The sequence below is a fragment of the Erwinia sp. AC075 genome (assembly GCF_979253995.1).
In genome coordinates this window covers 4,002,040-4,014,538 of the sequence record NZ_CEEDEU010000001.1, presented here as the reverse complement: position 1 = coordinate 4,014,538, position 12,499 = coordinate 4,002,040, and the positions used below count along the sequence as shown (strand labels likewise).

Annotated in this window: 9 protein-coding genes; 3 read left to right on the top strand and 6 right to left on the bottom strand. The window is 60.8% G+C overall.

Going from position 1 to position 12,499, the window contains the following annotated elements:
• Positions 1-16 precede the first annotated feature (16 nt).
• The 3 genes from bcsA to bcsR are packed head-to-tail and all read right to left on the bottom strand — an operon-like array spanning position 17 to position 3,583.
• Entirely contained in the window at positions 17-2,611 is a 2,595-nt protein-coding gene (gene bcsA / locus AC0IXH_RS18835) for a UDP-forming cellulose synthase catalytic subunit (protein WP_471720840.1), read from the bottom strand.
• A 46-nt stretch (positions 2,612-2,657) separates the two neighbouring features.
• Positions 2,658-3,389 (bottom strand): cellulose biosynthesis protein BcsQ, encoded by a 732-nt coding sequence (gene bcsQ, locus AC0IXH_RS18830; protein ID WP_134823006.1) that lies wholly within the window; start codon positions 3,387-3,389, stop codon positions 2,658-2,660.
• The gene (gene bcsR / locus AC0IXH_RS18825) at positions 3,389-3,583 is read right to left on the bottom strand and encodes a cellulose biosynthesis protein BcsR (protein WP_105760451.1); all 195 of its coding nucleotides are present in this window, start codon (positions 3,581-3,583) and stop codon (positions 3,389-3,391) included. The genes bcsQ and bcsR overlap by 1 nt, the downstream gene beginning before the upstream one ends.
• Before the next feature lie 187 nt (positions 3,584-3,770).
• Between bcsR and bcsE the strand changes: the two genes are divergently transcribed.
• Genes bcsE through bcsG form a run of 3 tightly spaced genes read left to right on the top strand, consistent with a single transcriptional unit; the run spans position 3,771 to position 7,137 of the window.
• Positions 3,771-5,318, top strand: a complete 1,548-nt coding sequence (gene bcsE, locus AC0IXH_RS18820; protein ID WP_134823007.1) for a cellulose biosynthesis protein BcsE — start codon at positions 3,771-3,773, stop codon at positions 5,316-5,318.
• The gene (bcsF, locus tag AC0IXH_RS18815) at positions 5,315-5,503 is read left to right on the top strand and encodes a cellulose biosynthesis protein BcsF (RefSeq protein ID WP_013204398.1); all 189 of its coding nucleotides are present in this window, start codon (positions 5,315-5,317) and stop codon (positions 5,501-5,503) included. The genes bcsE and bcsF overlap by 4 nt, the downstream gene beginning before the upstream one ends.
• Entirely contained in the window at positions 5,500-7,137 is a 1,638-nt protein-coding gene (gene bcsG, locus AC0IXH_RS18810) for a cellulose biosynthesis protein BcsG (protein ID WP_013204399.1), read from the top strand. The genes bcsF and bcsG overlap by 4 nt, the downstream gene beginning before the upstream one ends.
• A 66-nt stretch (positions 7,138-7,203) precedes the next feature.
• Here the strand turns inward: bcsG and AC0IXH_RS18805 are convergent, their stop codons facing one another.
• The 3 genes from AC0IXH_RS18805 to AC0IXH_RS18795 are packed head-to-tail and all read right to left on the bottom strand — an operon-like array spanning position 7,204 to position 12,493.
• Positions 7,204-8,205, bottom strand: coding sequence for a glycosyl hydrolase family 8 (locus AC0IXH_RS18805; RefSeq protein ID WP_428980708.1), 1,002 nt, complete (start codon positions 8,203-8,205; stop codon positions 7,204-7,206).
• An 8-nt stretch (positions 8,206-8,213) separates the two neighbouring features.
• Entirely contained in the window at positions 8,214-8,681 is a 468-nt protein-coding gene (bcsD, locus tag AC0IXH_RS18800) for a cellulose biosynthesis protein BcsD (protein ID WP_013204401.1), read from the bottom strand.
• A 2-nt stretch (positions 8,682-8,683) separates the two neighbouring features.
• Positions 8,684-12,493 (bottom strand): cellulose biosynthesis protein BcsC, encoded by a 3,810-nt coding sequence (locus tag AC0IXH_RS18795; protein WP_471721167.1) that lies wholly within the window; start codon positions 12,491-12,493, stop codon positions 8,684-8,686.
• Positions 12,494-12,499 lie beyond the last annotated feature (6 nt).

The following is a 12,499-nucleotide window of genomic DNA, read 5'->3' as shown; positions in this document are numbered from 1 at the left end:
TCTTCATCAAGGTCAATCAGGAAACCGCGGAGCCTGTTCTGCTCACGCTGCGGGGGAAGAAGGAGGCCAGCCAGCCTGCCAGCTGCGTCAGCAGCGCAAACAGCCGGCGCAGCGGTGCGGGGCCATACTCTGCCAGCCGCAAATAGCCTTTAAAGCCCAGTACCACAATATCGGCCAGGCTTTGCACCGGTTTATCTTCCGGGAAACTGTCCTGCCACAAGGCCCAGGTATCGGCGCGGGCAAAGGTGCATTGAATAAATTCGACGTGCTGCTCGGTGGTCAGCTGATGCAGGCGGATGCCGGCGCGGCGGCCAAAGGTGCGCTGCACCTGGCACGGGAAGCTGAATTCCTGCTGGCCCCGGCGCAGCAGCAGCCAGACCTGTTCGCCTTCGCTGAGCAGATTGTCTTCGCGCAGCTCCAGTCCAACGCCGCCGTCGGAGTAGTCGCGCAGCGTGCAGGGCAGCATATGGCCATCGGCCCGCGCCAGCGCCGCCGGCATGGCAATTTCCACCCGGTGCGCTTCACGGATCTGCCGGGCTTCCACCGACACCGCCACCGCGCCGCCAAGAATAATCATGTTGTAGAGCACCCACACCAGGCTGACGATCACCGTCAATACCTCGTGCGGCGGGCCATAATGCAGTCGCCAGAAGGCGGCGAACACGCCCGCCAGGTTGACCAGCACCAGGCACATATACGGCTTGGTGATCACCCAGTCGAGATGCTGCTCTTCCACCAGCCCGCCTTTGGCGGTAACGTTGAACTTGCCTTTGTGCGGATTAAACAGCGCCACCGTGGTCGGACGGGCAATATACCAGGCCAGCACGGTTTCATAGACTTCGCTCCAGAACGAGTGACGCCAGCGGCCCTGAATACGCGAGTTGGTCATGCTGGTGTGCACCATATGCGGCAGCACAAAGATGGCGATCACCAGCGCCGGAGCAAAAATGATAAAGGCGTGGAACAGCAGGAAGGCCAGCGGCGCCAGCAGGAAGATCAGCCGGGGAATACCGGCGAGGAAGTGCAGCATGGCGTTGGCATAACAGAGCCGCTGCACCAGCTTCAGCCCCTTGCCCATCAACGGGTTATCCAGACGGAAGATCTGCACCATGCCGCGCGCCCAGCGAATACGCTGGCCGATATGGGCGGACAGGCTTTCGGTCGCCAGGCCCGCCGCCTGGGGAATACGGATATAGGCCGAGGTGTAGCCTTTGCGGTGCAGCCGCAGCGAGGTGTGCGCATCTTCGGTGACGGTCTCCACCGCGATGCCGCCAATTTCATCCAGCGCGCTGCGGCGGATCACCGCACAGGAGCCGCAGAAGAACGCCGCATCCCAGACATCGTTGCCATCCTGCACCAGGCCGTAAAACAGGGTGCCTTCATTCGGCGTGCGGCGGAAGCGGCCCAGGTTACGTTCGAACGGATCGGGCGAGAAGAAGTGGTGCGGCGTCTGCAGCATCGCCAGCTTCGGATCTTTCAGGAACCAGCCCAGCGACACCTGCAGGAAAGAGCGGGTTGGCACGTGGTCACAGTCAAAAATCGCCACGTATTCGCTGCGGCATTCGGACTTCAGCGCATGGTTGATGTTGCCGGCCTTGGCATGGGCATTCCCGGACCGGGCAATGTACTTTATGCCGATCTCGGCGGCGAACTGGCGGAACTCTTCGCGGTTGCCATCATCCAGCAGGTAAATGGTCAGTTTGTCCTTCGGCCAGTCGATGCCAAGTGCCGCATACAACGTCGGTTTCACCACGCTCAGCGCTTCATTGTAAGTGGGTACTAACAAATCTATTGAAGGCCAGCTGGCGGTGTCTGCGGGCATCGGCACCGGCTGACGCTGCAGTGGCCACAGGGTCTGGAAATAGCCCAGCACCAGCACCACCCACGAATAGGTTTCCGCCGCGATCAGCAGCACGCCAAAGGTCAGGCTGACCGGGTCATCCCAGTTCAGCGTGGAGGTGTAGCGCCACCAGAGATAGCGGCAGGAGATGGTCAGCGACAGTACGATCAGCATCATGGTCGGTAAGCGCCCCGGAATGCGCCGCACCACCATCGCCACGCTCCACAGCAGCACCACAAACACCGCCTGGGTAAAGAAGTCGAACGGCTGAGAGATACACAGCAGCGCCAGCGCGGTCGCCAGCAGGATCGCCAAACCAAACAGCCCTTTGCGTAGCGCAGCAGGCATCTGCTTTATGCAGCGGTCGGCCTTGCGCGCCAGCTGTCGGTCTTCCGCGCGCTGCGGCAGTCTGCCCAGCCAGATTAAGGCGCGCTGCCGCCAGCGTTGCAGCGGAATAATACGTGAGCGCTCACTACGGCTAACAGCACCGACCGGCAAGACCAGCATCAGCCACAGGCTCTGAAAAAGATAACGCAGCAGGTCTGCCGGACGCGGTTTTTCCGGCGAGATATGCGGGTACAGGCGACGGCGATCGGCCTGCACCTTTTGCCAGGCCGGCGACTCAAAACGCAGCAGCGACCAGCCCAACACCAGCCACAGGCAGTGCAAGGCGGAGGTGAGGGATGACGCACCGTGATGGCGGAAGCCGCTGTATCGTTGATGCAGCGCCTGCCAGACCGGCGGATTCAGCAGCCAGCGTAACGGCGTCACAACGTCGACCCAGGGCGGGCAATTGACGCCGGGGCGATAAACGGCTTCATGACGCCTGCTCAGCCAGATGGATCAGCGCCCAACTGGCAAAGGTCATCATCTCTTCTGCCGCCAGGCTCTGCGGGCGATATTCGCTAAACGGCTGCTTGCTCAGCAGCGCTTCCGCCACCGCCTCATCGCGATGGAGTGTCAGCGGGATCAGGTTCTGCAACGTCGCCAGCCACAGCTGATGCAGATCCTGCTGCGAACGGCTGACCGGGAAGAACTGATTTAGCAGGAACAGGTTGTTGGCGGTAAAACGCTGCTGATGCAGGCGGATATGGCAGTTGGCATCGGGCACCATCACGCTGATGGTGCGGTCAGCCAGCGCCAGCAACGCCCGCGTCCACGGCGTGGTGCCGGCAGGAACATCCAGCAGGATCCAGCGGTAGGTTTGCCTGAGTGTGGCAAGCTGCGCGGTCCAGCCATCCAGACCGGCCTGCGGCTGGCTGACAAAGGCCATCAGCTCGTCGTCATTCAGCTGGCCGAAGGGGATAAAATCCAGCTCGGGCGCATAGCGCAGCGCACTTTGCTGCCAGGGTTGGCGATCGAGCGCGGTGCGCAGCCAGCCACGGGGATGATCCGACGCGGTATTGAAGTGCATCCGCAGCTGGTTATCGGGCGACATATCGATGGCGATAACCGACTCGCCCAGCGTATGCAGCGCCCAACTTAACCCGGCCACCAGCGAAGTGGTGCCCGCGCCGCCGCGAAGCCCCTGAAAGGCAATCACCGGCATTACGCCACCTGCTTACGGACGTCCGTGGCCCGTTCCGCCAGTAACGGCCAGCGGGCAACGATCGCCGCCAGTCGCTCTTCGCGGGCGATATCAATATAGCGCCAGTTTTGTAAAGAGAAGGCGTCGGCTAACGCGCGAATGTCATCCTGTGATTCATTGCTTACTGATAACAGCGGATGTCGCGGCTCACTCATTATCAAACCCTTTTTTACGCAGCGGAAGGTGCCAAAAGTGGCGGGGTGTTCTAAGAATTAACTTAGGGACAGTTTAAATGGGTTTGGCAGAACTTGTAATGTATATTTACAGCAAGATAAGTCAGGCAATCTATTTTCATCTGCTCACCACTCACTGTTTTTAATAGGACGTGTTGCGATAAAACTTATGGCCACATCATTTTCTTTAGGTTTCGAACAGGTCAGGGATGAATTAATCCTGATGCAGCCGTCCGGCTGTTATTGGGTGACCGCAAATCGGCAAGAAGATGCCCGCGTTCTGGCACGTCAGTGCATCAGCGCGCAGCGCTCGGTGGCCTTGATAACCTCCGGCAGTCAGCCGCAGGCGTTGCTGACCCCGGCACCGCCCGGCGGCCCTGATGCGATCCCGATGTTCTCCCTGCCGGAGACGCGTAAAGCATTGCTCAACCTGACCGACGATCTGGACCGGGTGCTGTCGGAAAAACCGCGTCTGGTTATATTGTTTACCGCTTCGTTGTTATGGGAAAAAATAGCGGCGGACGAGGTGAATATTTGGCTTAAGCAATTACAGCAGTGGTTGAGCGGTAAAAAGATTACGCTTCTGATTATTACGGCGGGTAGCGGAATTAATAACCTGCGCAATCATTTGCAAACCTGTTATCGCCACCTTGAAGGGCTTTCCCATCTCGACTGGCAGCAGGACAGCTGGAATTACCGCATTAACTGGTGGGCGAATGGCGGCGGCATGCTGGCCGACCGCGCCATGCGACTCAGCGCCTCGGAAACGGGCTTCGCGTTGTTGGATCAGGATGAGCAAAATACGCCGCTGACCCTCAACGATGAGCAGCGGTATCTCGCGGAACAAACGGTGCTGGAAGGCGCGCCGCCGCTGTCAACGCAGTGGACGCTGTTCGCCACCAATGAAGAGGTCTATGACCGCGCGTTGCAGGCCAATGCCGCCACGGTGATTTTCACCCTGAAAAACAGCGATCGTATTCCGCATCTGGCGGGCCGCATCCACAGCCTGCGCCGCACGCGCGGCAGCGGGCTGAAAATTGTGGTGCGCGAGATGGAAACCGCCCTGCGCTACAGCGATGAACGCCTGCTGCTGGCCTGCGGCGTCAACGCCATCGTGCCGTTTAATGCGCCGATGTCGCGCTTCCTGACCCTGCTGGAAGGCATTCAGGGGCAATCCTACAATCGCCACGTGCCCGCCGATCTTGATGCGTTGCTGAAATCGATGCAGCCGCTGCAGGAAAGAGGCTATCTGCCGCTGGAGGCGTTCTGCCAGTCGGTGACGCTGCTGGTGAACAACGCCCTGCTGCCCGAGAATGGCAAAGGGCTGTTGGTGGCGCTGCGGCCGGTGCCGGAGCTGAAACCGGAACAGGTGCTGACGCTGTGCAAACCCCGGCGCTTTGGCGATCTGGTGACGCTGGTCGATGACCGGATTTATCTGTTCCTCTCCTCCTGCCGCTTCAACGATCTGGATACGGCGGTGAAGTATATCTTCCGCCTGCCGCACGATGAGATTTTCACTAACCGGCTGGTGTGGCAGGAAGATCTGCAGATTTTATCGGAGATCCGCCAGATCCCCGGCAAGGTGAAAACCGCCTGGCGCGCCGCGCCGGTGCAGCCCGCTGCCGATCCGAAGGCGTCGACGCCGGCCACGGAAGCGCCGCGCCGCCAGCCGCAGGACATCACCCTCGGCAAACAGCCGCCGGAAGCGTCAGAATGAATCTGTCGGACATTGTGCAGATCCTGATCCTTGTGGTGCTGCTGCTGTTATTACTGAAACCTGTTTATGCCCGCTGGCTGCCAAAAAAATGGCACCGGCTGATGCTACGCCTGACCCCGCCGCGCGCCCTGAAGTACGAAGGCACCTGGCGACGTAATGCGGCAACACCACCGGATAAGAAATGACTCAACGACCTGTTATGCCCGCGACGCGCTTTGTATGGCGCGGTCTGGGTGGCTGGAACTTCTACTTCCTGATCAAATTCGCGCTGCTGTGGTTTGGTTACCTCAATTTTCATCCGTTGAGCAACCTGGTGTTGCTGGCCGGCTTGTTGCTGCCGATCCGCTCCGATCGGCTGCACCGCCTGCGTAACTGGATCGCCATCCCGGTCGGCATCGGTTTGTTCTGGCACGATACCTGGCTGCCCGGCCCGGAAAGCATTGCCAGTCAGGGCAGCCAGCTGACCGGCTTTTCCGCGTCGTATCTGCTGGAGCTGGCCAACCGCTTTATCAACTGGGAGATGGTGGGTACCGCCTTTGTGATGCTGGTGCTGTACCTGTTTATTTCGCAGTGGGTGCGGATTACCGTGCTGGTTTCGCTGGCGCTGCTGTGGCTGAACGTGGTGACGATTGCCGGTCCGTCGGTGAACCTGCTTCCCGGCAGCAGCACGCCGGTCGCGGCGTCTACGTCTGCGCCAGCCGCGAAGGTCGCCGCCGACGGGTTGGATCAGTCTGCGCCGCCCACCAGCGCCAATCTGACCGCGTACCTCAATAAGTTTTACGACAGCGAAAAGCAGAAAGTGACCGCGTTCCCCGCCACCTTACCGGCGGAAGCGGCGCCGTTCGATATTCTGGTGATTAATATCTGTTCGCTGGCGTGGTCCGATCTGGATGCGGCGCAGCTGCGCGATCACCCGCTGTGGAAGCACTTCGATATTATGCTGAGCAACTACAATTCGGCGACCGGTTACAGCGGTCCGGCGGGCATCCGCCTGTTGCGCGCCAGCTGCGGCCAGAGCTCGCACAGCGATCTGTATAAACCGACCGATGGACGCTGCTATCTGTTCGACAATCTGGCCAGCCTCGGCTTTAAGCAGCAGCTGATGATGGACCATACCGGCGTGTTCGGTAACTATCTGCAGGAACTGCGTGAAGAGGGCAATCTGAAGGCACCGCTGATGTCGCAGGCCGGGATCAGACCGGAGCTCAGCTCCTTCGACAGCTCGCCGGTATTAAACGATGGCGAGGTGATGCAGCGCTGGCTGGATGAGCGGCAGAAAAGTGCCGATCCGCGCAGCGCCACCTTCTATAATCTGATCCCATTGCATGACGGCACTCGCGAACTGGGCAGCAGCAAAACCGCTGCCTGGCAGCCGCGCGCGAAAATGCTCTTCGATCAGCTGGATACTTTCCTGACCAATCTGGATAAATCCGGCCGTCGGGTGATGGTGATCGTGGTGCCGGAGCACGGCGCGGCGCTGGAAGGCGATAAAATGCAGATGTCCGGCCTGCGGGATATTCCCAGCCCGTCGATTACTCATGTGCCGGTCGGCATTAAGTTTGTCGGCATGAAAGCGCCTCATCCGGCCCAGGCCGTGGACGTCTCTACGCCAACCAGCCTGCAGGCCATTTCCGAACTGGTTTCCCGTGCGGTGGATGGTCAGGTGTTCAGCAACCCTCAGCTGAATCTGGCGACGCTTACCGCCAACCTGCCGCAGACGCCGGTGGTGTCGGAGAACGATAACGCGGTGGTGATGATCTATCAGGGCAAGCCGTGGATCCGGCTGAACGGCGGGGATTGGGTGGCGTACCCGAACTGATTGTTAAAAAAAACCCGCCTGCTCAACCGTTTGAGCAGGCGGGTTTTTTATTGCCTGCGGAGCAGACTAGTGGTCTTTCAGCGCCAGCCAGGCCAGCAGATGCAGGCTGGAGGAGAAGTAATCCTCTTTGGCATCCAGCTGGTCGGTGAGATAACCGCTCTGATTCAGCGTTAAATCGCGCACCGCCAGCAGACCACCGGCCATATTGTAAGGCGCTTTGTTATTGCTCATCACGTCAATCCATGCCGGGGTTTGCAGCCGGGAGAAGCTCATCCAGTAACGCTGAAAAGGCACCAGCTGCAGACTTTGCGCGTCATACCAGTAGACATACAGCGGCACGCGGATCGCGTCATAGCTAAAGCGCGGCGGCCAGGCGGTAGCCGGAGCCACCGTACCGTCGGCGTTCAGCGCCACCCAGTCAACCGGCAGGCCGGCATCGCCAAAGCGCATCTTGCCCAGCAGATCCATCCCGCTGTCGATCAGGTTGGTCCAGACCTTCAGATGACTGCGCGCGGCAAAATCACGCCACGCCGGGAACAGGAAATAGGACGGGTTCAGCACCACGTAGCTGGTTTTATTAAAGCCCTGCACGCCAGGCAGCATCACGGTATGGCCACCAAAGGTGATCACTTCGCGATCAACAATCGCCTTCTGAATGCGGTCGGACGCCTGCAAATACGCCTGATCCTGCCACTTCTGTCCGGCCTTCAGCAGCGCCCAGGCGATCAGCACATCGCCGTCGGAGGCATTGTTCTTGTCCATCACCGGATCGGCGGCGGCTGGATTGTATTTCCAGTAGAACAGGCCATTTTGCGGGTTTTTCAGGTGCTGCTGGGTCCAGCGCCACAGGCTGTCGAAGCTGCCGCGATCGTTGTACCAGACCGCCATCAACATCGCGTAGCCCTGCCCTTCGGTATGGCTGACGTTGTTGTTGCCGGTATCCTGAATGCGGCCGTCTTCGGTCATAAAGCGCCCTTTAAAGGTGCTCCAGCCGTCTGACGCGGTGGCCTGCGCGCAGCCCACCATCATCGCAATGATCATCAGGCTCGCCCTGAGCAGAGACATCATTATCTTCCTCACCTCTGATAACGGAAATTCAGCGTGGCTTCGCTGTCGGTTTCTTCGCACACCAGCGGAACGGCCTGGTTGCCGCCCTGATCGCGTAGCCAGCGGGCGTATAAGCCCAGCAGCACCGCGCCCAGCGCCTGACGCCACTGACGGGCTTCAATCTGCCCGTCGCCCGGCGGCAGCGCCATATGCGAGATCACCATCGAATTCTCGCGCGGCTGCACATCAACAAAGCCCCAGTTAAACTGCGCCAGCACCGCATTGATCTGGCTTTCCAGATCCGCCACGGTATTTGCCGCGCCCAGCGGATAGCGCGCTGCCAGCGTGTCACCCATTTGCTGCAGGAAGGCGTGACTCTCACGCTCTCCGGCATTGCGTAGCATGCCGTTGATCATCACGCTCAGTAAGTCGAACCAGCCTGGCTGATACTGCTGCTGACGATAGTAGTGCAGCGTACGGTCCTGAAGGTCAGTCATTCTTATTTGTCCCCGAGCATATAGCGGAAATAGAGTTTCGCGCTGCTTTCGTTGTAATCACCGAAGGTGTCGTAGCCCAGCTGGCCGCCAATGGTGACGTCTTTATTCACCTTGTAATCCGCACCGGCGTGCAGATTATAGCCAATGCCGTTTTTGCTGCCGCCTTCGTAATAGGCCTCGGTGGCGTAGCCCGCATTGTAATAGCTTTCCAGCTGCGCCTGTTTATCCGGATCCGTTGGGAAGTAGGCGCTGCGATCCTGCGAGTAGGACTGATAACCCACCGAGCCGCCGACCTTCACCTTCAGATCGTCGTAGTTCTTGCTCCAGTCAACCGGGAACGACACCGCAACAAAGTTCTGCGGGCTGAAGTAACCGCCCTGGCCGTAGGTGTAGTAGCTGAGGTTTTTCGAGAAATCCATCCAGCTCATGCTGATACCGGTTTTCAGCTCGCTGCTGTCGTCATGGAACGGACGCACGTAGGCGCCCGCCTGGCCCATGATGCTCTGGTTGCTTTCAACGTTCTCACCGAGATAGCTGTAACCGCCCGCGCCGAAGTAGAAACCGGCGTCGCCGTTGTCGTAGCTTAACAGCGCATCGCCGCCGTTTTTGGTCACGCGGCCCCAGCGCTTGCCACTCAGCTTGTCTTCAACGCCGACATAAGAGAGCAGGCTGTCGGTGACCGAACGGCGTTCACCGGTCAGGATCAGCGTCAGGTAATCGGTCAGCTTCGGTGACCACTGAATGCCGCCCACCAGCGTGCTGAGATCCTGGCCCAATGGCGTCGAGCCGAGGTCAATTTTGAAGTTGTCGTTGGTCAGGCCGAGGTTCACTTCAACCCCGGAGGCGTTCTGCGATCCCGGTGAATCCAGCTTCACTTCCGACGGCAGCACGTTGTTGGCCTGCGCGCTGCGGCCCTGCTCCAGCGCCTGGGTACCAAAGCGCGGCGTGGCCGAACTGTTGGCACTGCCCGCGCTGAGGGTCACCGGCGTTAAGGTGAAGTCGAAACGGGTGTCGCCATACGGCACCGTTGACCAGGTCAACGGCGCTTTGGCTTCGGTCAGCTTACTGAGGCCGGATTCGCCATCACGCCCTCTGACCTGTACGCCGCCCTGTGCCCAGGTGCCGGTGCGCTCCTGCAAATCGTCCATCATGGTATCGATCTGATGCAGCGTCTGGCTCTGCTGCGACGGCACGTCCACACTGGCGGTTTGCATCGCTGCATCGCTGCTGCCCGCCGGGGCGTTCTGCCACGGCATCACCGCGCCATACGCCGAAGGGGAACGACGCTGCGATGGCGTGGTGCGGTTGATAAACGGATTGTCTGCCAGCGCCAGGCCGCCGATTGCCGGGTTGGAGCCGCTTGAGGCGCCTTCCAGGCCGATCATCTTGCCGCGCGCGGTGCGCAGATACGCCAGCGCCTGCTGATGGTCGCCATCGGCTTCCGCCACGCGCGCCATAAGCAGCAGGCGCTCCGGGGTTTGCTCGCCACGCAGTCCGGCCACCAGGCCTTTTGCCTTTGGCAGATCGTGACTGGCCAGCGCCACGTCAATCGCGCCAACGCGGGCATCCTGGGTTGGCGTGTCGCGGGTCATCAGGTAGTCATACACCACGCCCGCTTCTTTGTTCATTTTGCCGGACTGATAGAGACGGCCCATGGCAAACATCAAATCGGTGTTCTGCGGATCGCGCTGCAACGCGCCGATCAGCTTGTCATAGGCCGCGGCATACTGCTTCTGATTCCGCAGACGGTCGGCTTCGTTGATCACGTAGCCGTTCTGAATGCCTGCCAGCTGGGTTTGCGTGCTGCGCGACTGCAGTTCCGGGTTGCTGAGGAAGCGCTGCGCTTCGCCGCTCAGCCCGGCCTGGTTCAGCACCGCCACCTGCGCGGCATAATCGCCGGCATTGCCCTGCACGCCGCGCTGCATATTGTTGCGCACCACGGTTACCGCCGTCGACAGATCGCCGGCATCCGCCAGCCCTTTCGCCAGGTTACCCGCATCGGCCGGGTTCTCCGGTGGGTTCACCGCCAGCGCTTTCAGGGTGTTGGCCGCCGCGGCATTCGAGCCCTGCGCCAGATACTGCTGCGCCACCGCCATCTGCAGATTGAAGTTAGCCCTGCGCGACAGCTCGCGCATTTCGCTGCTCTGACTGCGGGCAGGAATACGGGCGATCAGCGTCTGCACCTGCTGCCAGGCCCCGCTTTCGCTGGCAAACAGGGCGCCGGCGTAAATTTCGTTATTGCTTGCGCCGTTACGGAACGCCGGCTGCATGATGCCCGCCGCCAGGCTGGTGTTGCCCTGCTGCTGGTAAATGCGCGCCAGATCGAGGCGAAGCCAGGGATCGGTTGGGAAGCGCTGAGTGCCCTGTTGCAGAATGGCAATCGCCTGCTGGGTATTGCCTGCCGCCAGCGCCTGCTTCGCCTGACGGCGCACCGGATCGCTGGTCACCGCCGGTTTCGGCGTCACGCTTTCGCGCACGCTTTCCGGCAGAGACGACAGCAGCGTATTGGCTTCTGCGCCACGGTTCTGCTGACGCAGCACGTAGAACAGCCCTTCTTTCGCCGCACGGTTGTCCGGGTCGCTCTGGATCACCGAGCGGTAGGTCTGCTCTGCGGCGTCGAACTGGTTGCTGCGGCGCTGCACATCGGCGCGGAACAGCTTCGCCGACACGCCTTTTTCGCCGTCGGCCTGGGTCAGGGGTTCGCTGAGGCTGAGCGCCTGCGCGGTGTTCCCGGCCTTCATCGCCTGCTGCGCGGTGGCAAGCTGGGCATAGAAACGGGCGTCGGCGGCCTGGGTCATGCGCTGCTGGCTGTTTTCACCGCCCTGCTTCGCGGCACGATCGAGATAGTCCGCCGCCGCGGCATAGTTGCCGTTACGCTGGGCGACATAGCCCAGACCGGCCAGCGCATCGGCATCTTCCGGGTTGGCCTGCAGCACCTGATTAAAGGCAGACTGCGCGCCGGAGACATCACCGCTGTTGAGGGCGGTAAAGCCCTGGCCTTTCTCGGCGCCACCGGCGTTCTTACGGTAATAGTCCATTACCGCGCGATCCTGCGGGTGACGCTGCTGATAGTTCTGGTACAGCGGGGCATCGGCCGGCTGCGGACCGAGCCATAACAGGCCCTGACGCAGCGAGCGGTCCGCATCCTGGTTGCCATCCGCCATGCCGGCCAGCGTTTGCAGACCTTCGCGGCGGGTGGATTCCTGGTAGGTCAGCGCCTTGCCCAGCGCCAGCTTCGCGCCGTTATCCTGCGGATTTTGCGCCGAGAACTGACGCAGGTTATCAATCGCCTGCGGCAGCAGCGAACGGTCGCCCGCCATGGTCAGGTAATATTCTGCCGCCACGCTGGCCGGCGGCTCGTTGCCGCTGAAGGTGTTGCGCCAGGTTTGCAGCGACGCCGAGATATTGCCGCTGCGGGCCTGCTGACGGGCCAGCGACAGCTGCGCCGCCGGGATCGACTGCAGCTGACGGGCCTGGTCCAGCTCCACCAGATGCGCATCATCCGGCGAGACCTGGCTCAGACGCGTGCGCCATTTGCTGGCCGTCGCGCTGTCACCGCTCTGCTGTGCCCACAGCGCCATCAGGTAAATGGCCTGAGTGTTGCTGCTGTCGACCATCAGCACTTTGTTCAGCGCATCGCGGGCCAGCTCGTCATGGGCCTTCTGGTGCCAGTAATTGGCCTGATCGAACAGCGCCTGGATGGCCGGGTTGTTCTCCGCTGCCAGCGCCGGGAAAACCAGCGCAGAGGCAGCCAGCGTCATGCCGGGAACCCAATGCTGACGAAGTCTGGCGGTCAGTGTTTTTATTTTCATCATGTC